We start from the raw sequence: 25,115 nt of genomic DNA on the forward strand, positions 1-25,115 counted from the left end.
TTAATACCGAACAAAAAGAATTGGAGAGATACCGTTGAATGTGAGAAGATACCGAGATTCCGATTTACCTCAAGTCGTACAGCTATTTTATGATACAGTCCATACTGTTAACGCACGAGACTATGCAGTTGACCAACTGGACGCCTGGGCACCTTTAGAACCCGATGAAAAACGATGGGCCGGATTCATGAGGGACAACATCTCGTACGTTGTTGAAAGAGACAAACAAATATTGGGTTTCGGTGACCTAACAGAAAGAGGCTATCTTCATACCCTGTTCGTTCATAAAGATTATCAAGGAATAGGTATTGCATCGACCTTATTAGAGGTTTTTGAAAAAGAGGCGGCTAAACTTGGTGTAAACACAATCACCACTGAAGCCAGCATCACCGCAAAAGATTTCTTCGAGTTACAAGGGTTTAAGTGTGTTGAAAAGCAAGAGAAATATTTTAACGGACAGGCAGAACCTATACGGACAGGTGTTTGTTAATTATAAATTGAGAAAAACGCTCATCCCAAAATCAGTAGAGTAGGGCGGAGCCCCCTCAAGCCGCATCCGACGGGCGTCACTCTAGGCATCAGTTCTCACCACTGCTGAACCACAAAAAAACCGATAATCCACGCATAATAGCCAAAACAATCATCCTGACTATTCCCTCAATCTTTAACTGTTCCTAATCCCAGTAGGCGTCACGCCAGGGGTTAAACCCCACCGCAACCTCTGCCTATACACCCGAAAAACCCCACAATGGTCGAGGCAACAGGATTTGAACCTGCGCCCCCTCATACTATTTGTCACACCTGTAGTCCCACTGTAGTTCCCCCACCACTACAAAGGAAAATCGCCTGGCCACGCCGCCTCCCCTATCTGTCTTTCGAGGTGCCATTAGCGTAATCCTGGGCAACGCATGCCGGCTCGATGCTGCGATCCCGCCGTCACTGCCTTTCGGAGGGTCTCATACAGACCGGCGCCTTCAAGGGCAGGGGCTGCGCCCCGCCTTCGGCGTCCCTTGACAGACGCCAGTCTTATGGAGGACGATCCATTAGGCGGTTGACGTCGGGGTGTGCGATTCGGGCCACGTTCGCGAGAACACCAGGGCAGGAAAAAAGGGAGAACAGTTCAATTCTCCCTGGACCACCAGCTTTACCATATGATCGTCAATGATTCGGCGGCCGTTTTGTGCGCCATAGAGCAGGCAATGGGTGCAGACCTTTGATCAGGCGGGCGGCACCGCTGGAGAAGCGATATATCTCATCGACAGCCCCATCGGAAAAGATATCGTGGGACGGCGCCGGCATAAGCAAGGTGCCGATACATACTCCTCGACTTGCGCGCGATCGTAGTGCATCAACCGGCACCGGAGATCGATCTGTTGCCGGATTGCCGCATATGCCTGGAGTTGCAGCTTTTCTTCCAACTCGCTCTGCCCAACGAGAATCAACGCCATCGGGCTCTGGGCGTCCATCTTGAAGTTCAGAAGCAAGCGGACTTCTTCGAGCATCTCCCGATCCAGCAGGTGGGCTTCGTCGACAATCACTACGATCTGCAAGCGGTGGATCCCCCGCATCAGTTCCAACCCTATTATTTCTTCTCACGCGTAGCCAGCGGATATGCCGGTGAGATGTCCCACCAACACCTGTTCATGCGTATCGACGGGTTCTCGCGGATAAACTGTTTTTCCGCCAATCTGGGCGGGCGGTAACATATGAGATGACCGAGAAAGCTTATTCAGCAGCTAGTGCATCTGATTTCGTTACATGAACTGTACCGTATGGGTGTTGAGGAGGCGCGTAGATAGAGTACAATTTAAGAGGTATATTACCTGTGTTAATAAGATTGTGCCATTTGCCAGCAGGTATGATGAATGCATAATCATCACGAACATAGGCTTGAAAATCTAGTCTGTCTTTTCTGTCACCCATTTGGACAAGTCCTTGACCTTCTTCAATACGTATGAATTGGTCTAGGTTGGGATGAATTTCTAACCCTATGTCTTCACAAACATTGATACTCATCAGAGTAAGCTGTAAATGGCTTCCTGTCCACAAAGCAGTGCGGAAAGTATTGTTTTGCTTTGTAGCTTCTTCGATGTTTACAACGAAAGGTTCCTTCCCATAATCCCTTAAAATAATTGGCGCATACGCGTTAGCTTGTTCAGCATAAGGAGCATATTGAATGGGAAACCGGTTCAAATAAGTGGGGTACATAGGCATGTTCGTGAAGTAAGGGCATTGATACACGTTCGGAGCATAATAACACATCTTATTCATTCCCCTCATAACCTTATGCTACGATCATATGATTTATGTTGAGGTGATGTGATTTGATCTGAAGAAATGACATGAAATTACATCCGATGCAGACAAAACCGCCTGGCTACGTCGCCTCCCCTATCCGATCATCTCGGGAGAACCGCGTAAACCAGGCGATTTTTTTTACATCCGGTCGTTCCAGCGATCATATCTTGAAGCTACCGAAACGTCCCATCTTAAATAAAGAGATGCCATTCTGATGTTATCTATAGTCCAGCTTTTTGATTACAGCGACTGCTGATAGCTCACATAAGCCGAGTCAGCAGCATCGATCCCTGGGCGTTGATTGCCGAGATTGAGAAAAAGACGGCCCACCGGGAACGGCGAATAAAAAAACCAAAGAGGCCTATGTAACCGCTTTACCTGGCATGGAATATACTGCTTGGGACCGAGTTCTCGCATCTTGCCGGGGATAGGCAAACAACCCGGTTTCGCCTGGTGTTGAGAAAGGTAATTCGCTGAAAGGAAGGATGAGCGATGAGCCAATACCAACCGCCTCGTCGACCGACTTGGTATTACCCACCCTATCCTCCCTTCTATCCGCCATACTATCCACCTTATCCGCCCTATTACCCACCGTACCCGATTTTTCCGCGTCCACCGATCTTTTACCCACCCTATCCTCCCCGTCCGCCTTATCCGTGGCCACAGCCGCCTTATTATCCCTGGTCGCGCCGTCCTCGGTGATCATGATCGGGGAGTTTACCTTCAGGCCCGCCTCGTCGAATTGACGAGGTTTTTTCATGGAAGCGGTTGGGGGTTTTGCATCTTTTCGATATCCCCTTCGAATTCCTTGACCAGGGTTTTTAAGGTGTCTATTTCTTCTTCCAGAAGCTTGTATACCTCAACGGGCGGCTTGATGCCGGCCTCTTTGACCTCATCTAAAAAGTCCTGAATTCGTCGGGCAGTCTTTTCACAGGCAGCGAGTGTTCCTTGTAATGCCGCCAGTTGATCGGCTTCCCGTTCTTTCCGTATCTCTTGTTGACGGTTCAACAAGCTTGTTCACCACTTTCTGTCACAGTACCCAAGAATATCATTCCCGTTTTAACCATATTTAGTAGCGACTACGACGGTTTCCGGCATGAAAAAACCGATGATGATCTGCGCGTCAGTCCTTTGGTGCCAATATAAAAACCCAGACCCGTTGGCCTGGGTTTTTTACTCTTTATAACGGAATCGAAGAGGTTTTTTCCAAAAGGCTGATCACATGGCTATGTGCTCTTTTTCGCCTGCAGCCGATTGAAAAGCCTCTAGGACCACCTTCGAAAGGATCAATCGAGCTTCCTGGGAAATGGGATGCGCGATATCACGGTATTTGCCGTCCGGTGTTTTACGGCTCGGCATAGCGACAAAGATCCCTTTTAGTGTCTCCACAACCTTGATGTCGTGAATGACAAATTCGTCGCCAATGGTGACAGAGACGATGGCTTTTACTGTATTTTCCAGATTCACTTTCCGGATCTTGACGTCCGTGATGTTCATCCTCGCACCCCCTAAAGCCTTTATTTAATCACAATTTTACAACATTTTTGAGCAGAGTGAGCAGAGTCAACAAGCTTATACTGGTTTTTAACAATCTTTGTATACATTTTGTTTGTTATGTCGGAAGTTGTCGTCGGAGCCTTCCCGCTGTTCTCTTTACTGTTCTAAAGACACATCCTCATCAGACAATGCGCTCTGATAAGTCTGAAGAATTGCCTCAGCGATCGTTGCCTGAACCTGAACTGAAACCGTCTGCGCGATGGAAGGCATCGAGACAAGAAGCCCCGTTTCCCCTTCAACGACCTTGATGTCATGAATGACGAACATATCATCAATCGTCATCGAAGCGATGGCTTTCATATCGCTGTCATCGAAAAGCTTCCGGTTCTGCACATCTGTGATTCTCATCGGCGCACACCCTTCCTTTTTATCCTTCGTGTCAGTAAGATCAAACGGATGGGACGTTAAGCCTCCATATATTCCATTTTTCGAAAAGCATGGATGATCGTCTGGGTCACATACTCCCAGGCTTCTTTGTTGGTCGGATGGGCCGAATACCGAATTCCTTCGGTAAAGGGTTTGCGCCGAGGCATTTCTACGGCCAGCCCTTCCGGTCCTTCGATAACCTTGATTCCGTTGATAATCAATGCATCATCCAGTGTAATCGACGCGATCGCTTTGATCTTATCCAACTGCACTCGCGTGATCTGCACATCGGTAATTTCCATTCCCCTAACCCTCGCACCGTTTCTCCCGTACAACAAATTGTAATTACAATTGCATTTGGTGTCAATATGCCTTTTAATAATCGTTTCCTATTCATTAAACAAATATTATACAAACGCCCATTTTTCATCTTCAGACCGGCACTGGTCAAAGTTAACGCAACGTTAACAGTATTTTCTTGGAAAGGACTTTCTCGACAAGTTACAATAGTGACAAGACAAGCCAGTAATGTCATCCCACCCAGGCAACTCCTGCGATGAAAGGAGGCTCTACATGGATTCACGGGATTTGTTCTGGCTTCTTGTCCGTGATTATAGCGAATCCACCGGATTTAAGGTTTTGGATTTTGGGTATGTAGAACTGGAAGTGAGAAGGTCGCGACACGATTACATACGCTTTGGTCTCTTCTCTGATGACCGGTTGATTGTGGTGAAGGCAAACTGCTCCATAGAAGCGATGCAAAAAGCCTTGCGAGAACCTGCGATGGTGAAGCGATTTAATTAAGAGCTCGCATTCACGCCTGTATGACCGAAACCGCCTTCTCCCCGTTCTGTTGGATCGAGGATTTCGCATTCTTCCATTTCTACCTGGTGAAAGACCGGTTGAAAGACCAGTTGAGCAACTCGGTCCTTTTTCCGAATATCCACGTGCTTATCGCCAAGATTGATTAAGATGACGCCAACACCGCCGGTATAGTCGGCGTCGACGGTGCCGGGGCTGTTGAGCAGGGTGATGCCGTTCCGTAAGGCCAGACCGCTGCGGGGGCGAACCTGCGCCTCCATCCCTTCCCCCATCTGGATGGCGATGCCTGTCCGGACCAAGATACGTTCGCCCGGAAAGATGCGTATCGCCTCAAAGTGGTCATAGTAGGGATCGCTTGCGTTTTCCGGAAGAACGGCATCCAGCACATGCAGGTCAAAGCCGCTGGCAAGTTTCGTCTGTCTTTGGGGAATAATCGCTTCAGGATGAAGTCGTTTAACTTGTACTTTCACGGACAACGCCCTTTCTATCGGAGAAATGAGGATTTTTTCTTTTATATTTGGCTCTCTTTTCCTTGTGCCATCACTATGTATACTGCATATTCGATTTCGACGTGTCTCATGATTCTTCCTTCTCGATCGCCCTTCTCCCCCTCCGGTATCGCAACTTTCTATCCTCAGCATGTATAAGTTTTTGCCGAGCTCTTGTTCAAATATACTTTTCATTTATGATAGCACGGGCTAGAATGTGATTAAAGGATCATATGTGCATCACAACAACGAATTGCCTAAGCCAAGCAAGCCATGAAAATTCAACAGACAAAGGAGTGCCTGAAGCGGATGAAACCGACAGTGTTCATCTCGGGAAAGATCCCCACCATCGCCTACGACATGCTTTCCCAACAGTTTGACGTAACCATGCATGATGACCTTCGCCTTTTGTCGAAGGAGGAGATCCTTGAGGGGATAAAGGGTAAGGATGCTTTGCTCTCCCTCCTGTCAGACAGCATCGATGCCGATATCATTAGTGGCGCGCCGAACCTGAAGGTCATCGCCAACTATGGCGCCGGTTTCAACAATATCGATGTGGCCGCCGCTACGGCCCGCAAGATTCCCGTCACCAACACGCCCGTCGTCTCCACGAATGCGACGGCCGAACTGACCTGGGGGTTGCTCCTGGCCATCGCCCGCCGCATTGTGGAAGGCGACAAAAATACACGGGCCGGCCGTTTCACTGGCTGGGCGCCCCTCTATCACCTGGGCACGGAAGTGACCGGCAAGACGCTCGGCATCATTGGCATGGGTAATATCGGCAAAGCTGTGGCCAAGCGGGCTAAGGGCTTTGACATGAAAGTCATTTACTACAACAGAAATCGCCTTAGCCCCGAGGCAGAACGGGAATTGAGCGCCGAATACCTGCCAATGGAAGCTGTCATCCAACAGGCCGACTTTTTGACCTTCCACGTCAGCTACACCCCCTCCATGCGCCACATGATTGGCGCCAAGGAATTGCAGATGATGAAGCGGACGGCCTTCCTGATCAACGCCGCGCGAGGACCCCTCATCGACGAGGCGGCCCTGCTGGAAGCGCTGCGCGACAAGACCATTGCCGGCGCAGCCCTTGACGTCTATGAGTTTGAACCGACGGTCACACCCGGACTGGAAGAATTGGACAATGTGGTGCTCTGTCCCCACCTGGGGAATGCCACCGTGGAGACGCGCGACGCCATGGCGGAAATCGCGGCGAAGAACATCATCGCTGTGCTCAAGGGCGATAAAGCGCTGAACCCGGTAAACCCGCAGATATACGGATGATCCTGGCCGCATCCATGAAAAAAGCGTTCAGAATCGTCGAGACGGGCCAATGCCGTAGGCTCGGGACAGGAGCAAGCCGGCAAGGACCAGGTTGAAGACCGCCATCAGTCCGTAGTAACCGGGCATGTTCCACCACCAGCCGAGCAGCATCAGGCTGATGCTAACAACGAGCAGGCGGATGATCAGCCCCTTTACGCGGGGAGACTCGCTGTCGCTCTCAAGGTTTCCATCCTTTGCGGCAGGGAGCGGCGGCAGTGAAACTTGATCTTCGAACGCTCCGGGCTGCCGGAAGAGCGGCCAGACCTGCCGGAGAAAAGGCCAGGCAAGGATGGCGGCCAGCATGGCCAGCAGATAGGCTTGGCCCGGGCCACCCGGCCAGAGGACGGCCAGAAAGAGGTAGACCGGTAGAATGACGGCGAACAGCCGTAAAATAAAGGATTGCATAGAAAAACCCCTCCTGCCGGTAGCTTTGCCTGCAGGAGGGGTTTTTAGCCAATATTTACCGACGGTTTACCGCTCCGTATCCTCCTTACCGCCAGACCAGTTCGACGCGCGCCCGATCCGAAATCGCTGTGGCATAGTCGGCGGAAAACCCGTTGACACGCATGTCCAGTTTGCTCTTCCCTTCCGGCGGAGCCGGATCGAACTCGATCAGGGCGAGCAGTTCCGACAGGATCAGGTCGGCGGACCGGCCGGCTTTGACAACGATGTTGTCTCCGTCGTTCACCTGTTCCTCTCCTGTGGCCGGCTGGTTGTTGAGGGTGAAGGACGGCGCCTGGCCGGGGATCGACCAATCGACGTCGTTGACAGTCACCCGGATCGATTGACCTTCCCACTGCTTTATGTCGACGATTTCCCTCAGCTTGAGTCCGGTCACCCGGGATGGACGGATATCGATGCGATCGCCCGATTTGACAGGGTTGTCGAGGCTGGCAAGCTGGTCGTTGATCCGCGCTTCCGGCTGGGAGACGGGTACGATCTTTTCGAACCCATTGAGGACATAACGGACGGAATGGGCTGTGCGCAGCGCTTCCAGATCGCCGACCGCGTCCAGCACCTGGGCTAGCGTATCCAGAGGGACGTAGCGAACCCGCGCCCCGTCTTCCAGCGGTGTATCGAGGGTCACTTTTTTTCCGTTCAAGGTGATCTGTGGGTCGATATGAACCGGCTGGCCATTGATCACCACATCGAGAGAAGCCAGGCGAGGCGCCACGTCACCGATCTTGCCGGCGCCGTCAGCGCCCTTGCAGGCTGCTTCGAAGCGGATCTGATCGCCGGCCCGGACGAAGCGGTCGATCTTAGCCGGTTCGCCGTTGACGGTGATCCGGGCCGGTTCGCCAAGGGTTCCTCGCAGGATTTTCACCTGGCCGTTCACCTCCACCGTCATGGCGAGGCCGGGCAGGCCGTGGATGTGCCGGAGGCTGACGCCAGCCGCCAGGAGAGCGTCGCCAACGGTGCCAAGCTGCATGTTGAAAAGGCGCACCGGCTGGTCGTTGACGGTGACCTCATAAAAACCGAGGGTCTGATGTTTGATGGAGGTGACGGCGATCCCGACAGGGGTGACGAATTCGGGGCCTTTCATGCTCTCCAGGTTGCCCGTCAGATCGCGGAGGCTCTCCCGCCCCCGGACGCCAACCCGTTCGCGCGGCAGGCCGAGGGCTTGGGCCAGATGGGCCGGCAACAACGGCGTCAGCGAACCGCCGCCGACGAGGATGACCGCCTGCGGCGACTTACCGTTGAGGGTGACGATCTTGTCGGCGATCTGGCAGGCCAGGTGTTCCGCCGTCGGTTCCAGTGTGGCCAGAACATCGCGGACATCCAATTCCTGCTCAAAGCCGAGAACGTCGCAGGCGCAGACCTGCTTTCCCTCCAATTCGGTCGTCTCCCGGCCGGGCGCGCTCTGCGTGAGGGATTGCAACTCCCGCTTGATTCGCTCCCCTTCTCCGAACTCGAGCAGGTATTTCTGGCAGATCTGTTCCGTAATCTCATCACCGGCGACAGGCACCATATCATAGGCGATGACGGTGCCCCCCGAGGTGATGGCGATGTCCGAGGTGCCGGCGCCAATATCGACGAGGGTCAGGTTCAGTTGACGCATGTTCGGCGGGATGACCACATTGATGGCGGCAATCGGCTCCAGGGTGAGGCTTTTCATCTCCAGGCCTGATCGCTGGAGCACCGAAAACATGGAATCGACGACAACCCGGGGCAGGAAAGTGCCGATGACCTCGATCTCCGCCTCGAGCCCCCGCTGGCCCACCAGGTTGCCGATGGGTTGAGCCTCCAGGTAGTAGTTGACGACGCTGTAGCCGACACAGTGGTAGTCGCGGACAGCGTCGCCGCCGGAGATCTTCAGCTCCTTTTGAGCCTGCTGAAGCGCCGCCAGTTCCAGTCCGAGGACGTCTTCCGGCGTGTATTCCTGCAAGGAGGGCGACTTGCGCCCGGCCCGTCCCCGCGAAGTCTTCAGCGCCCGTCCGGCGGCAGCGACGGCCACCTCCTTTAGGGGCTTCTCCAGTCGCGATTCAAGGCGCTCTTTGATCCGGCGGACCACCTGGGTCACCTGAACGACATCATGGATCTGACCGTCCAGCATGGCCCGCTGGCGGTGTTCTTCCATGGCGGTATGTATGATTTCCAATCCTTCTTCCGCCTCGCGGGCGATGATCCCGACGACACTCCGGGTGCCGATGTCGAGGGCGAAGATATACTGATCGCGATCCGGCATGTCCAGTCCTCCTGCATGCGAAAATGCCGCAGGACCTCTTTCGACCCGGCGGCATGTTTTTCCTGCTGTCCAAAAAGAACCTGCCGCGCCTCCCACTTCCCTGACTGCGGCGTCAATCAGGGGCCGTCAAGCCGAGAGAAGCTCCAGAAACTCATCTTTGCTGAGGCCGGCTTGTTGCAAGATGCCCATTAGGGTGCCTTTTTTCAGGTCTTTTTGGTTTCCCGGGACGGTGACGGCGAAAAGTTCTCCTGCTCCTGCCTTCACAAGGCGGAGATGGCTGCCCTTTTGCCGGATCGGCGTGAAACCGTCCCGGGAAAGAACCTTGGCCACATCGAGGCCGGACACCGTAGGTAAGCGGCCGGACATCCCCAAAACAGCGTCACCTCCAGTTTCCTCTGGAGGCGCGACAGGATTCAATCCTATTGTAACCATTCGAGCCCTTTTTAGCGGTTCCTCTTTTCCGCATTTTTCCCTGATCCCGGATTTGCGCATAAAAGAACGCGGCGGTGATACCCTAATGAATGCAGCTTGCTGAATCTATCCGCTATACCAAAACTGCAGGAGATGATGTATCATTTGTACCCGCTTGTTCCTAATCTCCCTGCTGGCTGTGGCGATTGTCGTTCACCCTATGGCGGTTCATGCCGCGCCAGGACCGGGAGAGCCTGAAATCCTCTCCGTCGACGAGGTGCCCTTGCATACGATGGCCCAATTGGCCATGAACGGATACCGTTTGTCCGCCCCTATGGAGGTGGACGCCTCCGCCTATGACGCCTGTATCGAATGTTGCGGCAAGAGCGACGGCATCACCAAGACGGGACAAAAGGCGATCCCCTGGTACACGGTGGCCGTCGATCCCGATGTGATCCCCCTGGGAACGAAGATCTACGTGCCTGGCTTTGGACGCGTCTTTGAGGCTCAGGATATCGGCGGTAAAATCCGCGGACGGCGGATGGACTTCTTCTTGCCCGATCATGAGTCTGCCGTCAGTTTTGGCAGACGCCCCTTGCGTGTCTTTCTCCTGGCCGGCCCCGACGTCAAGTTACCTGGGGCGGCCAACGGGACGATGGTGTGGGCGCCGGCGCGCAGTCAGCGTTAGTCGCCTTGTTGCGGGAAGAGGCTTCCGGGTGGTGTGATCCAGTGGAATCCCTGGCTGTACTGTTCCTTCCAGAGGGTCACATAGCGGCGGGCGTTGCCCTTGAACCGTTCCGCTTCCTCCGGGGTCAATGTCCGCGCCACTTTGGCCGGACTGCCGACGATCAGGCTGTAGGGAGGGAACTCCTTGCCCGGCGGCACGAGGGCATGGGCGCCGACAACGGAGTGTTCGCCGATGACCGCTCCGTCGAGGAGGACAGCCCCCATGCCGATGAGGCAGTAGTCGCCGATGCGAGCGCTGTGAATGATGGCGCCGTGACCGACAGTGACCCAGTCGCCAATCTCCGTGGGATGGAAGGCGTCAGTGTGGAGGACCGTGTTATCCTGGATGTTGGCGTTCTCGCCAACGATGATCGGCTGGCCTACATCGCCGCGTGCGACCACATGAAACCAGAGGCTGGCGCCTTTTTTGACGATCACATCGCCGCCCACGATAGCGCTCGGGGCGATGAAGCTGTCCGGATCGATCTGCGGGGTCAGTGAGCCTAGTCGAAAGATGGGCATCTGCTTCGACTCCTTTTCCAAAAAGGTCTGTGATTGGATCATTCCCGGCAGTTCCCTGATTATACCGGTTTTTTGACAAAGCCCCACCGCCCAGACGGCCCCTTGGACCGTGGACGATGGGGCTTTTCCTTTACTTGTTCAGATAGGGGTTACTTGTTGGCGACCTTCGATTTGGCGCCGGCGAAGAGAACGCCGATCAACACGAGGGGCCAACCTAGATAAAAAAGTCCTTTATAATGCTGTTTCGCTTCTTTCCACTGGCGGTCGACCGTTTTGTCGGCCCGCATCCAGTACCAGAAGCCATAACCGAAGCCGAAGTAGACGCCGACGATAGCGATGGCCAACCATAGGGTTTCGAATATGCTACTGTCCAAGTTTTCTGCCCTCCTTGCTACAGTTTCTGGTAAAAGAAGGTGGCCGCCGTCCCAAAGCCCAATTCCCGCGCCTGAAAGATCTGTTCTGTCGATCCGGTGAACAGGATTCCGCCCTTGCGCAGGGCATTGTAAAAGCGCTTGTAGAGGAGGCTCTTCGTTTCTTCCGTGAAGTAGATGACCACATTGCGGCAGAGGATGAGGTCGAAGCCGGATTCGAAGTTATCCTTCAGCAGGTTGTGCTGCTGGAACCGGATGTGTCGTTTCAAGTCATCTTTCACCCTATGGAAACCGCTCCCCTGAGGTTCAAAGTACTTCGAGACGAGCTGCGGCGGGACGTTGGCTAGCGATTTGTCGGTGTAGATGCCGATCTGGGCCTTGCGAAGCACCTCGGTGTCGAGGTCGCTGGCCAGCACCTTGTTGCGCATGTCGCAACGAGATTCCAACAGGGTCATGGCCAGGCTGTAGGGCTCTTCACCGGTGGAACAGCCGGCCGACCACACCTTCAGGACAGGGTTCTCCTTCATCAGCATGGGCAGGATTTTCGTGGTCAGAATCTCCCACTGGCCAGGGTTGCGTAAAAATTCCGAAACGTTGATCGTCAGGTGATCGATAAACTTGCGATACTGCTCGGCATCCCGGTCGATCAGGCTGAAATAACTGAGCAGATCATTGGCGCCTTGCGACCGCGCCAATGTCCGGATTCGACGTTCCATCTGCGGGCGCTTGTAATTCGACAGGTCCAATCCGCTTTTGGCATGTACCTTCTTAATAAAAATTTCGTATTCATCTCCAACGACGGTCACGGATTTGCCTCCTTATCAGAGTATCATGCAAACCGTCTTATCATTTCGTGAACTGGCGGGAAGATTCCTGCTTTGTTATCGATAAAGGGGCAAGATCCCAACGCCGCAATTAGTGCTGTTTGATTTTTAAGCTAAATACAAAATTTTCCTTCTAGAGAATAAAAAAAATCCTTGGCGCTTGCCAAGGAAAGGACGCAGTGGCTCCGCTGCCGCACCTGCGTTGGAAAGATCATCCATTATAGTTTATGCAGGAGTGCCGACGTTTTATGACTCTTCTTTTGTTGTTTTCCCCGGTCTTCTGCCCCGCTGGCCGTGGGAATACGTTCCCCAGGCAGTTCAGCTTGAAAGAGGTCATCTTCATATACTTCGATCATGGGCTTAGTATGCCCGGAGAAAGGCCTTCTTAACGAAAAAACTATGGTTCACGAAAGTGTGCTTGCAGGGGGGCTTCGCTAAACTCCTGACTTAAGCGTTCCGGACAGCCGCCTGAGCCGCCGCCAGGCGCGCGATGGGCACCCGGTAGGGCGAGCAGGAGACGAAGTTGAGGCCGCTGAGGTGGCAGAACTCGATGGACGAAGGTTCACCGCCATGTTCGCCACAGATGCCGACAAGCAGGTCGGGACGAGTGGAGCGGCCTTTTTCCACGGCGATCTTCATCAAGCTGCCGACGCCTTCCCGGTCGAGGACGACGAAGGGGTTGTCGGCTAACAGCTTCCGATCCGTATAGATGCCGAGGAACTTCGACTCAGCGTCATCGCGGGAGAAGCCGAAGGTGGTCTGAGTCAGGTCGTTGGTGCCAAAGGAGAAGAACTGGGCTTCCTTGGCCACCTGGTCGGCTGTCAAAGCCGCCCGGGGCACCTCTATCATGGTGCCGACGCTGTAGTGGAATTGGGTCCCTGTTTCGGCCATGACGGCTTCCGCCGTCTCTTCGACAACCTTGCGCAGGTAGGCCAGTTCTTTGACCTCAGCCACCAGGGGGATCTCGACCTCGGGCTCCACGTCAAAGCCTTCCTTGACCAGTTGGACCACCGCCTGGAAGATGGCCCGCGCCTGCATGGCATAGATCTCGGGGTAGGTGATCCCCAAGCGGCAGCCGCGATGGCCGAGCATGGGGTTGAACTCGTGGAGGGCGCGGACTTTCTTCATCAAGACTTCTTTTGCGTCCAACTCTTCGAGCAAGGATTCTTTGCGGTCGCCAGCGGCCGTCTCGATGGCGCAGCGCAGGCGCGTCGTTTCGACGAGTAGGTCTTCCAGGTTCGGCAGGAACTCATGGAGAGGCGGGTCGAGCAGGCGGATGCAGACGGGGAAGCCGGCCATCGCCTTGAGGATGCCGTAGAAATCGCCCTGTTGCATCGGTAACAGTTTCGCCAGCGCCGCTTCACGCTCTTCCAGCGACTGGGCCAGGATCATCTCCTGCACGATGGGCAGCCGCTCCTGGGCCATGAACATGTGCTCCGTCCGGGTGAGGCCGATGCCGGCAGCGCCGAAGTTGCGAGCCATCTCCGCTTCCTCGGGCTTGTCGGCGTTGGCGCGTACGCCGAGAGTGCGAATCTCGTCGGCCCAGTCGAGGAGGACGCGGAACTCTTTCGTCAGTTCCGGTTCGAGCATAGGCACGACCCCTTCGATGACGCGGCCGGTAGCGCCGTCGATGGAGATGACGTCGCCCTTATGGTAGGTCTTGATCCCGCCAGAGGCGGTGGCGACGACGAAATCGCCACGGTTGTAGTCGATGCGCAGGGCTTCACAGCCGCAGACACAGGGTTTGCCCATCTGGCGGGCGACGACGGCGGCATGGGAGGTCATCCCGCCGCGGCTGGTCAGGATCCCCTGGGCCTGAACGATGCCGTGGATGTCATCGGGCGTCGTCTCCATGCGGACAAGGATCACCTTTTCGCCTGCTTTGCCGAGGGCTTCCGCCTCGTCTGCGTCAAAGACGACCTTGCCCGAAGCGGCGCCAGGCGAGGCCGGCAGGCCGGTGGCGATGACGGTCAGTTTGGCCGACGGATCGATGCGGCGATGCAGCAACTGGTCCAGGTGTTCCGGTTCGACGCGCAGGATGGCTTCTTCCTTGCTGATCAGGCCTTCCTGGACCATGTCAACAGCGATCTTCACGGCGGCGGCGGCGGTGCGCTTGCCGTTGCGTGTCTGCAGCATCCAAAGCTTGCCCCGCTCGATAGTGAACTCAATGTCTTGCATGTTGCGGTAGTGCCGCTCCAGGATCCCGCAGATCTCGACAAACTGTTCAAAACAGACGGGCAATTCTTCTTGCATGCGCGAGATATGTAGCGGCGTGCGGATGCCGGCAACGACATCTTCGCCCTGGGCATTGATCAGGTACTCGCCGTAGAGGGTCTTTTCCCCTGTCGAGGGGTTGCGGGTGAAGGCCACACCGGTGCCACAGTCATTGCCCATGTTGCCGAAGACCATGGCCTGGACGTTGACGGCTGTGCCAAGATTGTCGGCAATTCGGTTGATTTGGCGGTAGACGCGGGCGCGGTCATTGTTCCAAGAGGAGAAGACGGCGCGGACGGCACCTTCCAATTGGGCCATGGGATCCTGCGGGAAGATCTGGCCGGTGGTGCGCCGAACCATGGTCTTGTAGTCATTGATCAGGGCGCTGAGGCTTTCGACCGTCAGTTCGTTGTCGAAACGCACGCCCTGCCGTTCCCGGTAGTCTTCGAGGATATGTTCAAAATCGGCGTGAGAGGCGCCGAGGACGACATCAGAGTACATCTGGATGAAGCGGCGGTAGCAGTCGAGAGCGAAACGCTCGTTCTGGGTCGCCTGGGCCAGGCCTTTGACGGTCTCATCGTTAAGGCCCAGGTTCAAGATGGTGTCCATCATGCCAGGCATAGAGAAAACGGCACCCGAGCGGACAGAGACGAGCAAGGGGTTTTGGGCGTCGCCGAACTTCTTGCCTAGTTTTCCTTCTACCTCGGCCAAAGCGGATTTGACCTGAGCCATCAACCCTTCGGGGAAGTCTTTGCCGGCGTCGTAGTAGGCGTTGCAGGCCTCGGTGGTGATGGTGAGGCCCGGCGGAACAGGCAGGCCGATGTTGGTCATCTCGGCCAGGTTGGCGCCTTTTCCACCCAGCAGGGATTTCATTTCCGCTTTACCTTCCTCAAAGAGGTAGACCCATTTTTTAGACATTCCGTTCCCCCCGGTAATAATATTCCAACACACGAGCGGCAGTCTCCTCTACCGCTTTGTTGGTGACATTGATGACAGGACAGCCGACGCGTTTCATGATGCTGTCGGCGTAGTCCAGTTCCTGCAGGATCCGCTGGTGGCTGGCGTAGTCGGCGTTGCCGGCCAGGCCGAGGGCGCGCAAACGCTCCGTCCGGATGCCGTTGAGCAGTTGCGGAGAGATCGTCAGGCCCACCACCTTGCGTCTCGGCAGTTGAAAGAGTTCCTCCGGCGGCGCCACCTCAGGAACGAGGGGGACGTTCGCCGCTTTGATCCGTTTATGAGCCAGATACATGCAGACAGGCGTCTTGGATGTACGCGACACGCCGATCAGGATCACATCGGCGTGCAGGATCCCGCGAGGATCCTTGCCATCATCGTATTTGACGGCAAATTCAATGGCCTCGACCTTGCGGAAGTACTGTTCATCCAGTTGATGCAGCAGCCCTGGTTTTTGGGCCGGTTTCAGGTTGGTCAGTTTCTGGAGCCGATCGATCGTGGGCCCGAGCACATCAATCGTGGGGATCTGGCGCTCCTGAGCCATGCGCAACAATGTCTCCCGTTGCTCGTCAATGACGAGCGTATAGGCGATGATGCTGCGATGCTTCGACGCTTCTTCGATAATCTCCTCGATATGGCTCTGTTCCAGCACGTAGGGCACTCGCTTGATCTCAAACCCCTGTCCGTCAAACTGGCTGGCGGCGGCGCGAACGACAAATTCAGCCGTTTCACCGATGGAATCAGAGACTACGTAGATGACTGGTTTTCCACCATCCGCGTTAGCGATATGCTTCCCCTCCTTGGTACCCGAAGCGGATGATCATCGGCTCCGGTTTACAATTCGTCGTTGCCGAGTTCTACAAAGAAGCGGGTGATGTTCGTTTTGGTCAGCCGTCCCACCACTTCAAGCCGTTCCTGACCGTTGGAGTGGACAAAGGTGCGAACAACAGGCAGTGCGTCGATCTGATGGGAAATCAGCCGTTTGGCCGCAAGGTAGACGGTGTCATCAGGTGTGACGGTGATGATGTTCGGCATGCGGGTCATCACCATCCCGATAGGCATCTTGTGCACATCACCGCCGCTGATGGCGATCTTGAGGAGGTCTTTGCGGGAGACGACACCGGTAAGATAGCCTTCAGCATCGACGACAGAGAGGGTCCCCACATCCTCGGTGAACATGGTGACAACAGCGTCATAAACGCTGGCCGTTTCGCGCGCCACCACCGGCAGGGATTTGATGTCCTTGACGCGGAGCTTGCTGATGGCGCGGGCCACGAGGGTGTTTCCAGATCGACCGTTGTAATAATAGCCTACCCGGGGACGGGCTTCCAGGATTCCCGACATGGTCAGGATTGCGAGATCAGGTCGCAAGGTCGCGCGGGTCAGTTCCAACAGGTCGGCGATCTGTTCGCCGGTGATCGGCCCTTTCTCCTTGACGATCTGCACGATTTTGACCTGGCGTTCAGAGAGTTCGATACATCGTCACCACCTTGCCGTCCTCACCCACTGCTTAGAATTATGTCATACTATATTGTTTGATAACCAAAATGATATATACTATATCGACCTCTAGTTTTCCTGCTTAAATGACAGATTTTTTTGTACTATGCGCATACATTTGGCAAAGTGCGCGCCTGGCCGGGCATGCCCTAACCCTAAAAAAAAGCTGCTGACCTAGTCAGCAGCCTTTCCTTGCTCCCCTCTTGTTTGAGTGAGTCAATCGACAAGTTTACTCAGATCGGCCACTCCTCGAGTCAACCTGATGACACCGTTGAGGAGAGCGAGGCGGTTTTCCCGGATGGCCGGCTGGTCGGCCATAACCATGACGGCGTCGAAAAAGGCATCCACAGCCGGTCGCAGGGCGGCCACAGCCTCCAGGACGGCGCCGTAGTCGCCGCCGGCCTGCCGGACCCGAGCTTCAGCGGCTTGCAGGGCCTGATAGAGTTCCCCTTCTGTCGCCTCTTCAAAGTGAGCGGGCTCTACGGCGCCGGCGCTGCCCTTTTTGGCCAGGTTGGCTGCCCGGGTGTAAGCGGTGATCAACGCCGAGAATGCGTCGGCACGGCGGAAGGATGTCAAGGCTTTGGCCCGTTTTAAGACCTCGGCCGGTTGATCGAAGCCTTCGGCCAGCACGGCGTCGATGGTGTCGTAACGGATGCCCTCTTCCCCGAGGAGGAAGCGCAGACGCTGGCGGAAAAACTCCATCAGATCCTGCTGCGCCTGTTCGAGGCTGCGCGTCGGTCGGCCTGCCGCAGCATAGAGGCTGTAGGCCTTCTCGATCACGGCGGGCAGGGACAGGGGCAGGTCACCGCGCATGATGATCTGGCAGACGCCCTGGGCTTGCCGGCGCAGCGCATAGGGATCCTGGGAGCCGGTGGGGATGATGCCGATGGAGAAGCAGCCGACGATGGCATCCATTTTGTCAGCCAGGGCGACGAGGGTCCCCTCCATTGCGCTGGGTACATCATCGCCGGAGAAGCGGGGCTGGTAGTGCTCGCGGATTGCCTGGGCCACCTCGGACGCTTCACCGGATAAGTTGGCGTACCGTTCGCCCATGGTCCCTTGCAGTTCCGGGAATTCGTAAACCATGTGGGTGACCAGGTCGGCTTTGGCCAGTTCGGCAGCCCGCAAGGCACGCTCCCGCACCGCACCGGAGACGTTCAGGCTGTCCGCCAGGAAGGCGGTGAGCGCCTGTTCCCGCTCCACCCGTTCGAAGACGGTGCCCAGGCTCTCCTGAAAGACGATCTTCTTCAGTTTTTCCTTCTGATCAACCAAGGGCGTCTTCTGGTCTTCCGCGTAAAAGAAGGCGGCGTCGGCGAGGCGTGCCCGCAGCACCTTTTCGTTGCCGGCCTGGACGATGGAGAGGTGATCGGCGGTGCCGTTGCGGACGGTGATGAACTTGGGCAGCAGGCCGCCAGAGGGATTTTTGACGGGGAAGTAGCGCTGATGCTCCTTCATGGGCGTGATCAGCACCGCCTCGGGCAGTTGCATGTAATCGGCGTCCACCTGTCCGCAAAGGGCTGTAGGGTACTCAACCAGGTAGGTGATCTCGTCAAGCAAACCCTCGTCTTCGGCAACCTGACCGCCTTCCTTTGCGGCCAGATCGGTGATCTGCTGCCAAATCAGGGATTTGCGTTTTTGCGGATCGGCGATGACATAGGCGTTTTCCAGGCTTTCCAGGTACCTCGCCGGTTGGTTCAGTTCGATGGGACCGCCGCCGAGAAAACGGTGGCCGTAGGTCGTCCGGCCTGACTGGACCCCTTCAATTTCGAGGGGGATGATCTCTTCGCCGTAGAGGGCGACGAGCCAGCGGATGGGCCGGGCAAAGCGCGTCTCTCCCCAGCCCCAGCGCATCGGTTTCGGGAAGGATAGTCCGGCGATCCAGCTTTTCAACAGTTTCGGCAATACCTCCCGGGCGGGGCAGCCGCTTTCGGTACGGAGGGCATACAGGTAGGGCACTCCGGCCAGATCGCGGGTGACCAGGGCGGACACGTCAACGCCCTGGGAGCGGGCAAAACCCTGGGCAGCCTTTGTCGGGTTGCCCTCCTTGTCAAAGCCGGCTTTGACGGCCGGGCCTTTTACCTCAAGCCGCAGGTCTTGCTGCTGCAGCGCCACCTCTTTTACATAGAGGGTAAGTCGCCGCGGCGAGCCGTACGTTTCGACGGCGCCGAAGGCCAGTCGCGCCTCCTGAAGGCCCTTTTCAGCCAATTCCCGCAGTTGAGCCAGCGCGGGGGGCATGAATTTGGCCGGGATTTCTTCTGTTCCGATTTCTAACAACAGATCGCGAGTATCCACGCGTCAACCTCCTCTATTTCCACGGGGAGCAACCCCTGCGCCACAGCTTCTACTCCCCTGCTTTTGCCTGATCCAACCCGAGCTGCTCGCGCTGCGCCGGATCCTTGATCAGGGGATAACCGAGGCGTTCCCGCTGTTTCACATAGGCTTGGGCGCAGACGCGGGCCAGGTGGCGCACACGGGCGATAAAGCCGGTCCGTTCCGTCACCGAGATGGCGCCCCTGGCATCGAGGAGGTTGAAGGCATGGGAACACTTGAGCACATAATCGTAAGCCGGTTGGACGAGTCCCTTTTCGATGACCCGCAAGGCCTCTTTTTCATACATGTCAAAAAAGGTGAACAGGGCGTCCGTGTCGGCCACTTCGAAGTTGTAGTGGGAGTAATCGACCTCTCCCTGGTGATGGACATCGCCGTAGGTGACGCCGTTGACCCATTCGATGTCATAGACGGAATCCTTCTGTTGGATGAACATGGCGATCCGCTCGATGCCATAGGTGATCTCGGCGCAAACAGGCCGGCAGTCGATGCCGCCGCACTGTTGGAAGTAGGTGAACTGGGTCACCTCCATGCCGTCGAGCCAGACCTCCCAACCGAGACCCCAGGCGCCGAGGGTCGGCGACTCCCAGTTGTCTTCGACGAAGCGAATGTCGTGCTTGAGCGGGTCGATGCCCAGACGGCGCAAGCTGTCCAGGTACATCTCCAGGACATCGTCGGGAGAGGGTTTCAGGATGACCTGGTACTGGTAGTAGTGTTGCAAACGGTTCGGGTTTTCACCGTAGCGCCCGTCGGTGGGACGGCGCGAAGGTTCCACATAAGCCACATTCCAGGGCTCTGGTCCGAGGGCGCGCAGAAAGGTGGCCGGGTTCATCGTGCCGGCGCCTTTTTCCACGTCATAGGGCTGCTGAATGATGCATCCCTGTTCCCCCCAGAACTGGTTGAGCGCCAGAATGATCTCTTGAAAGTTCACGGTCAAGCGTCCTCCTTAATCATGGTAACTCCCATTTATCGTCGCTGTCCTATCTTCGAGCCGTTGCCGCCCCCATTCCGAGTAATCAAACTCAATTTTAACACAAAAAGACCAAAATTACGAAACCATGGGGGAATCGGATGATCGATTTTATCGTAACGGCAGGAATTTTTAACAATCGGCAGAAAGTGAAAAATAATCGGTTCTCCGATTGAATAAAAAGTTCCGCTCCGGTATAATCATTTAGTGCCAATAAATGCCATGGACGGATTGTCAACCAGGGGAAAGGAGCGTATTTTATGTCAGTTGCCGTCTTTCTGGCGCCGACAGCTCTCGATGCTTTTCAGATCGTTGACGAGATGTTCCTCGCCGGGCTTCCTGTGGCGACGGTGAAAGCAGAGTACGGGTCCACTGTTGTCGAAGGCAGAGATGCCCCGACCCTGGCTACCCGGACGGGCGCCTATGCCGGCCGTCCCACACCGTGCATCGCTGAACTCACTCCCCTGGAGAAGGGGGCCGTCGTCATCTCCCGGCTGGATTTAGATACGATCGGCGCTTGTCTCGCCCTGATTGGACAAAAGCCACAGGATGAAAACTTCTGGGCTGGCGCCGCTTATCTTCAGGTGCGAGGGCCCCACCGGGCCGGCGACCTTCCCGAGCAGGTGCGGGAGCAGTTGGACGCCTGGTCTTCCTGGTCTGAATCGCACCTTCCCCTCGGCCCCTTCCGGCGGACGATCAATGTAACCAACCATGTCGTCAAGGGCGGCGAGGCGATCGAGGCCATCCTGACGGGTGATCGCGAACTGCTCACCGCCGGTCAGCAGTGGGCTGCCGGGCATGACGCTGTTTCTGAAGCCAGGCTGGTCGACGAAAGCCCCCTGGTCCGCGTCTTCGTCACCGAAGGCCCCCGCTGCTCTGCCGCCTACTACTCCCCCCGTCTCGGGCGGATCGTGCCGGCCACGGTGGTCCTGGACTCCCGGCAAGGGACGATCACCATCGCCTGTGAGGGGGGCCAGTTCGACGCCCGGTCTATTGTTCGCGAACTCTGGGGACCCGGCGCCGGCGGCCGGCCCGGCATCGCCGAAAGCCCCCGCGATCGCCGGATGGGCCTATCGGATCTGATCATGGCTGTCAATGTCGTGGGGAGGGCCGTCGAAGCCAGTTGGGCTGATAACGACTTACCGCCCGTCGATCCGGATGCTCCGCCCGAACTGACCTTCATCGCCGTCGATTCTGTCGGCGGTTTGAAGATCGGAGAACCGGTGGTCGCCAGTTTCCCCTTCTGGAAAGACGGCGCCATCACGGTGCGCTCCCTCTGGGGCGGTTCGCCTGTGCTCGTTCCCGGCGGCGCTCTCTTCCCGGCCTATCCGGGATTCTGGCTCCGCATCGAAGAGCGCGCCGAGGAACCGGGCGCGCCTGTCGTCCGGGGGCGCGTTCTCGGTCCCAAGGACGCAGAGGACGCCCTGGTTCCGATGATGGAAGGAGAAGGGATCACCTTCAAGGGGATGAGTCTCTCCCCTGATCCTCAGCGACCCTTCGTCTACTGCTCCCACTGGATGACAGCCGAAGACGGCAGCGGCGTCATCCGCTGCGCCGCCGTCCAGTTGCTGCCGACGGAAACGTACCTGAAAGCGAGCCATAAGCCGGTTCAGGAACTGTTCGTCTAGAAAATAAGAACAAAAAAGAGCCTCGGAGTCGCTGAGCTACCAGCCTGCAGCATGGACTCCGGGGCTCTTTCTACTCTTTCATCGGTTCAGTTGGCGCCACCGTTGGCGCCGCCTCATCAGGCAGGGTCTTGCCGACGGATTCCATCACCGCCCAAGAGCGCATATTCCCCTCGGAACGGCTGCGGATGGTCTCCTGAAGCAGGATGGAGGCATGACGCAACACCTTGGGACCCACGCGCAGACGCCCGAGGTCGCGCGGGTCCATCTGAAGCAAGTGGCGCAGCAGCCCCAGGGCGCCAGGGGCGATCAGGCCTGTCTCGGTGTGGCGATGGCGACAACAGGCGCCGATCACCCCGCCCATCTCCGGTGAATAGGCGGGCCAGGGCCCGGATTCGGCGATCTCGACCGGTTCGCCGCAGTCCAGGCAGAGGAAGAGTTCCGGGCAGTAACCCAACCGGTCCAGCAAGCGGAGTTGAAAGAGACAGGCGACCAGATCGCCCGGGAAAACGGTGAGCAGGTGCCAGCCTGTCAGCAGCAGCGGGAACAGGTCGGCCCCGCTGTGGTCAGGGCTGAGCCGGTCTACCAACTCGGCCATGGTTGACGCGTGAGTGAAGCGCTCCACATCGCCATGGAGGTTGGCGAAAGATTCGATCGGTTCCGCCTGGGTCACCGTCTGCAGGTTCTTGCCATCATAGAGGACCAGTTGGCTCTGCGTCAGCGGCTGTGTGCCGGCGCGCAGGCGGCTCGTCGGTTTGCGCACCCCTTTGGCGATGGCGTTCACCTTGCCCCGTTCGCGGGTGAGCAGCGTCAGCAGCCGGTCTGCCTCGCCATAGCTCCGGCTGCGCAGGACCAGCGCCTCGGCGCGGTAGACGCGCATATTCGCCCTCCTCTATTCTGTTCGCGGGAAGTCAGCGACACCGGAGAGACCGTCGAGGATGACCAGAGAGGCGCTCGTCCCCAAGCGGTCGGCGCCAGCTTCGAGCATACGCACTGCCGTTTCAGCCGTCCGGATGCCCCCGGAGGCTTTTACGCGGGCATGGATTCCCACCGTCTCCGCCATCAGCGCCACTTGGCCTGTCGTGGCGCCTCCGGGCCCGAAGCCTGTCGACGTTTTTACATAGTCGGCGCTGGCGGTTAGGGCGCGCTGGCAGGCGGCGATGATCTCTTCGTCGGTGAGCAGCGCCGTCTCGACGATGACCTTAACGATGGCGCCCGGCTTTTGGCGGGCTTCCCCGACGACACCGGCGATATCGGCCTCGACATCATCCCAGCGACCCATCTTGGCCCAGCCGATGTTGATCACCATATCCAGTTCATCGGCGCCTGCCCGCAAGGCTTCCCGCGCCTCCGACGCCTTCAGGCGGCTCAGAGAGGCGCCGAGGGGAAAGCCGATGACGGTGGCCACCTTGACCTGGCTGCCCTGTAAGAGGTTGGCGCAGGTTTCCACCCAGACGGGGTTGACGCAGACAGCGGCAAAACCGAAGGCGGCCGCTTCGCGGCAAAGGTTTTCGATTTGCGCCTTCCCCGCCTCCGGTTTGAGCAGCGTATGGTCGATGAGCGGCGCAACCCTCTCCCGGGTCCACTTTTCCTTTGTTGGCAAACTCAAGGGCGATCACTCCATTTTTTCGTCGAAACCGAAGGAGCGCAGCACATCAGGGCGCTGGCGCCAGTCTTTCTTCACCTTCACCCAGAGTTCCAAATAGACTGAAGTCCCCAGCAAGGCCTCGATCTCCTGTCTGGCCTTCTGTCCGACCTCTTTCAGCAGTGAGCCGCCCTTGCCGATAAGAATCCCCTTTTGGGAATCCCGTTCCGTAAAGATGGTGGCATAGACGACCATGCCCCCTTTCGGCGTCTCCTGCATCTGTTCGATGACGACGGCCACCGAATGGGGGATCTCCTCGCGGGTGGCATGAAGCACCTTTTCCCGGATCAACTCCGCCATCAACTGCCGTTCCGGCTGATCGGTGAAAGAGCCCGAGGGGTAGTAGAGGGGTCCTTCCGGCAGTTTGTCGAAGATCAGGTCTTTGAGTCGGTCCAGGTTGGTCTTCACCCTGGCCGAAACGGGGATCAGTTCCTGCCATGCCACCAGTTGGCTGTACTGGCTGATCTTCTTCAAGCCCTCTTCCCGGGTGACAGCGTCCATCTTGTTGACGACGAGAAAGACAGGCGTCTTAATGTCTTTGAGCAGGTGGCTGATGAACTGCTCTCCCCCGCCCGGTTCCTCCGAAGCGTCAACGACGTAGAGGATCAGGTCCACCTCGCTCAAGGTCTTGCGGGCTGTCGTCATCATGATCTCGCCCAGCTTGTGCTTCGGTTTGTGGATGCCAGGGGTGTCCAGGAAGACGGCCTGACCGTTTTCCGCGTTGAGCACCCCGACGATGCGGTTGCGCGTCGTCTGGGGCTTGTCAGACATGATGGCCACTTTTTTGCCGATCAGTTGGTTCATCAGCGTCGACTTGCCCACATTGGGACGACCGATGATGCTGATAAAACCGGAGCGGAGTTTTTCCGCGCTTTTGCCGTCAATCTCCGGCGCGGGAACATTGGCGACTGTCATCTCCGGTCGGGGAGGCCTTTTCTCCCGCTGGTACCGCCGGACAAACCGATATTTTTCCGCCAAAAGGGCTCACCTCAGTCTTTTTTAATTCCAATTACGCTTTGCCGAGCGATTCATCAAGCCGAAAGATGCCTGGCAAGAGTTCGCTCACCAGTCTGATCTCCAGGCGGTCCTGATCGTCGATCATATAGACAGGCATCTGAGGAGCGAACTCGCCCAGCGCCTGGCGGCAGGCGCCGCAAGGCGTAACAGGCGCCTTCGCATCAGAGGTAAGTACGAGGGCTCTGAAGCGTTGGCAGCCCTCTGATACGGCTTTGAAAAGGGCGGTCCGTTCGGCGCAGTTGGTCAAGCCAAAGGAGCTGTTCTCAATGTTGCAGCCGCTGTAGATGACGCCATCCTCCCCCAGCAGCGCTGCACCGACGCGAAAACGCGAATAAGGCGAATAGGCGCGCTCACGGGCTTGGCGCGCTCTTTCGATCAACTCCTGTAGCACCGCTTCTGGCAGAATGGATTTTTGCTCGGACGATAAAGCCATCGCGTCGTCCTCCTTTATCGTTGGACTTTCTTAGG

At 56.8% G+C, this 25,115-nt stretch carries 27 protein-coding genes; 5 read left to right on the forward strand and 22 right to left on the reverse strand.

The window, feature by feature from the left end; translation table 11 throughout:
* Window positions 1–40 precede the first annotated feature (40 nt).
* The gene (locus AC0CW1_RS04125; RefSeq protein ID WP_488182109.1) at window positions 41–490 is read left to right on the forward strand and encodes a GNAT family N-acetyltransferase; all 450 of its coding nucleotides are present in this window, start codon (window positions 41–43) and stop codon (window positions 488–490) included.
* A 727-nt stretch (window positions 491–1,217) separates the two neighbouring features.
* Here AC0CW1_RS04125 and AC0CW1_RS04130 read toward each other — a convergent pair.
* The 6 genes from AC0CW1_RS04130 to AC0CW1_RS04155 all read right to left on the reverse strand — a co-directional run bounded on the left by AC0CW1_RS04130 (window position 1,218) and on the right by AC0CW1_RS04155 (window position 4,523).
* Entirely contained in the window at window positions 1,218–1,568 is a 351-nt protein-coding gene (locus AC0CW1_RS04130; RefSeq protein WP_488182110.1) for an AAA family ATPase, read from the reverse strand.
* Window positions 1,569–1,725: 157 nt separating this feature from the next.
* Window positions 1,726–2,271, reverse strand: coding sequence for a cupin domain-containing protein (locus AC0CW1_RS04135; RefSeq protein WP_488181797.1), 546 nt, complete (start codon window positions 2,269–2,271; stop codon window positions 1,726–1,728).
* A 783-nt stretch (window positions 2,272–3,054) separates the two neighbouring features.
* A complete protein-coding gene (locus AC0CW1_RS04140; RefSeq protein ID WP_488181798.1) occupies window positions 3,055–3,306 on the reverse strand; it encodes a hypothetical protein in 252 nt (83 codons plus the stop codon).
* A gap of 210 nt (window positions 3,307–3,516) precedes the next feature.
* Entirely contained in the window at window positions 3,517–3,795 is a 279-nt protein-coding gene (spoVG, locus tag AC0CW1_RS04145; protein WP_488181799.1) for a septation regulator SpoVG, read from the reverse strand.
* A gap of 156 nt (window positions 3,796–3,951) precedes the next feature.
* On the reverse strand, window positions 3,952–4,203 hold the full coding sequence (locus tag AC0CW1_RS04150) for a SpoVG family protein (RefSeq protein WP_488181800.1): 252 nt from the start codon (window positions 4,201–4,203) through the stop codon (window positions 3,952–3,954).
* 56 nt (window positions 4,204–4,259) lie between these two features.
* The gene (locus AC0CW1_RS04155; RefSeq protein WP_488181801.1) at window positions 4,260–4,523 is read right to left on the reverse strand and encodes a septation protein SpoVG family protein; all 264 of its coding nucleotides are present in this window, start codon (window positions 4,521–4,523) and stop codon (window positions 4,260–4,262) included.
* A 271-nt stretch (window positions 4,524–4,794) separates the two neighbouring features.
* Here AC0CW1_RS04155 and AC0CW1_RS04160 point away from each other — a divergent pair, with 271 nt between their 5' ends.
* The gene (locus AC0CW1_RS04160; protein ID WP_488181802.1) at window positions 4,795–5,025 is read left to right on the forward strand and encodes a hypothetical protein; all 231 of its coding nucleotides are present in this window, start codon (window positions 4,795–4,797) and stop codon (window positions 5,023–5,025) included.
* Here AC0CW1_RS04160 and dut read toward each other — a convergent pair.
* Window positions 5,022–5,513, reverse strand: coding sequence for a dUTP diphosphatase (dut, locus tag AC0CW1_RS04165; RefSeq protein ID WP_488181803.1), 492 nt, complete (start codon window positions 5,511–5,513; stop codon window positions 5,022–5,024). The genes AC0CW1_RS04160 and dut overlap by 4 nt on opposite strands.
* 327 nt (window positions 5,514–5,840) lie before the next feature.
* Between dut and AC0CW1_RS04170 the strand changes: the two genes are divergently transcribed.
* Complete coding sequence (locus AC0CW1_RS04170) at window positions 5,841–6,815, forward strand: 2-hydroxyacid dehydrogenase family protein (RefSeq protein ID WP_488181804.1); 975 nt, start codon at window positions 5,841–5,843, stop codon at window positions 6,813–6,815.
* 27 nt (window positions 6,816–6,842) lie between these two features.
* Here AC0CW1_RS04170 and AC0CW1_RS04175 read toward each other — a convergent pair whose 3' ends face one another.
* The 3 genes from AC0CW1_RS04175 to AC0CW1_RS04185 all read right to left on the reverse strand — a co-directional run bounded on the left by AC0CW1_RS04175 (window position 6,843) and on the right by AC0CW1_RS04185 (window position 9,906).
* Window positions 6,843–7,259, reverse strand: coding sequence for a hypothetical protein (locus AC0CW1_RS04175; protein ID WP_488181805.1), 417 nt, complete (start codon window positions 7,257–7,259; stop codon window positions 6,843–6,845).
* 85 nt (window positions 7,260–7,344) lie between these two features.
* Window positions 7,345–9,540, reverse strand: a complete 2,196-nt coding sequence (locus AC0CW1_RS04180; protein WP_488181806.1) for a cell division protein FtsA — start codon at window positions 9,538–9,540, stop codon at window positions 7,345–7,347.
* 126 nt (window positions 9,541–9,666) lie between these two features.
* Complete coding sequence (locus AC0CW1_RS04185) at window positions 9,667–9,906, reverse strand: type II toxin-antitoxin system HicA family toxin (RefSeq protein WP_488182111.1); 240 nt, start codon at window positions 9,904–9,906, stop codon at window positions 9,667–9,669.
* Between the two features lie 220 nt (window positions 9,907–10,126).
* Between AC0CW1_RS04185 and AC0CW1_RS04190 the strand changes: the two genes are divergently transcribed.
* Entirely contained in the window at window positions 10,127–10,639 is a 513-nt protein-coding gene (locus tag AC0CW1_RS04190; protein ID WP_488181807.1) for a 3D domain-containing protein, read from the forward strand.
* On the opposite strand, the gene AC0CW1_RS04195 is transcribed toward AC0CW1_RS04190, so the two are convergent.
* The 8 genes from AC0CW1_RS04195 to glyQ all read right to left on the reverse strand — a co-directional run bounded on the left by AC0CW1_RS04195 (window position 10,636) and on the right by glyQ (window position 20,321).
* Window positions 10,636–11,241: a gamma carbonic anhydrase family protein gene (locus AC0CW1_RS04195; protein WP_488181808.1), complete on the reverse strand. Its 606-nt coding sequence runs from the start codon at window positions 11,239–11,241 to the stop codon at window positions 10,636–10,638. The two genes, AC0CW1_RS04190 and AC0CW1_RS04195, sit on opposite strands and share 4 nt — an antisense overlap.
* Before the next feature lie 107 nt (window positions 11,242–11,348).
* Entirely contained in the window at window positions 11,349–11,573 is a 225-nt protein-coding gene (locus AC0CW1_RS04200) for a hypothetical protein (protein ID WP_488181809.1), read from the reverse strand.
* Between the two features lie 17 nt (window positions 11,574–11,590).
* On the reverse strand, window positions 11,591–12,376 hold the full coding sequence (locus AC0CW1_RS04205) for a CheR family methyltransferase (protein ID WP_488181810.1): 786 nt from the start codon (window positions 12,374–12,376) through the stop codon (window positions 11,591–11,593).
* Between the two features lie 465 nt (window positions 12,377–12,841).
* Entirely contained in the window at window positions 12,842–15,526 is a 2,685-nt protein-coding gene (gene ppdK, locus AC0CW1_RS04210; protein ID WP_488181811.1) for a pyruvate, phosphate dikinase, read from the reverse strand.
* On the reverse strand, window positions 15,519–16,349 hold the full coding sequence (locus AC0CW1_RS04215; protein WP_488182112.1) for a pyruvate, water dikinase regulatory protein: 831 nt from the start codon (window positions 16,347–16,349) through the stop codon (window positions 15,519–15,521). The genes ppdK and AC0CW1_RS04215 overlap by 8 nt, the downstream gene beginning before the upstream one ends.
* 47 nt (window positions 16,350–16,396) lie before the next feature.
* Window positions 16,397–17,038, reverse strand: coding sequence for a transcriptional regulator CcpN (ccpN, locus tag AC0CW1_RS04220; protein ID WP_488182113.1), 642 nt, complete (start codon window positions 17,036–17,038; stop codon window positions 16,397–16,399).
* A 240-nt stretch (window positions 17,039–17,278) separates the two neighbouring features.
* Window positions 17,279–19,354, reverse strand: coding sequence for a glycine--tRNA ligase subunit beta (glyS, locus tag AC0CW1_RS04225; RefSeq protein WP_488181812.1), 2,076 nt, complete (start codon window positions 19,352–19,354; stop codon window positions 17,279–17,281).
* Between the two features lie 49 nt (window positions 19,355–19,403).
* On the reverse strand, window positions 19,404–20,321 hold the full coding sequence (gene glyQ / locus AC0CW1_RS04230; protein WP_488181813.1) for a glycine--tRNA ligase subunit alpha: 918 nt from the start codon (window positions 20,319–20,321) through the stop codon (window positions 19,404–19,406).
* A 299-nt stretch (window positions 20,322–20,620) separates the two neighbouring features.
* Here glyQ and AC0CW1_RS04235 point away from each other — a divergent pair, with 299 nt between their 5' ends.
* The gene (locus tag AC0CW1_RS04235; RefSeq protein ID WP_488181814.1) at window positions 20,621–21,988 is read left to right on the forward strand and encodes a hypothetical protein; all 1,368 of its coding nucleotides are present in this window, start codon (window positions 20,621–20,623) and stop codon (window positions 21,986–21,988) included.
* 70 nt (window positions 21,989–22,058) lie between these two features.
* Here the strand turns inward: AC0CW1_RS04235 and recO are convergent, their stop codons facing one another.
* The 4 genes from recO to cdd form a co-directional block, all read right to left on the reverse strand.
* Window positions 22,059–22,865, reverse strand: a complete 807-nt coding sequence (gene recO / locus AC0CW1_RS04240) for a DNA repair protein RecO (protein ID WP_488181815.1) — start codon at window positions 22,863–22,865, stop codon at window positions 22,059–22,061.
* A 12-nt stretch (window positions 22,866–22,877) separates the two neighbouring features.
* Window positions 22,878–23,588, reverse strand: a complete 711-nt coding sequence (gene deoC, locus AC0CW1_RS04245; RefSeq protein WP_488182114.1) for a deoxyribose-phosphate aldolase — start codon at window positions 23,586–23,588, stop codon at window positions 22,878–22,880.
* Between the two features lie 12 nt (window positions 23,589–23,600).
* Window positions 23,601–24,545 (reverse strand): GTPase Era, encoded by a 945-nt coding sequence (era, locus tag AC0CW1_RS04250; RefSeq protein ID WP_488182115.1) that lies wholly within the window; start codon window positions 24,543–24,545, stop codon window positions 23,601–23,603.
* 94 nt (window positions 24,546–24,639) lie between these two features.
* Window positions 24,640–25,080 carry a cytidine deaminase gene (gene cdd, locus AC0CW1_RS04255; RefSeq protein WP_488181816.1) on the reverse strand — a complete coding sequence of 147 codons (441 nt, stop codon included), beginning with the start codon at window positions 25,078–25,080 and terminating at the stop codon, window positions 24,640–24,642.
* Window positions 25,081–25,115 lie beyond the last annotated feature (35 nt).

This window comes from Heliomicrobium sulfidophilum, assembly GCF_057715735.1.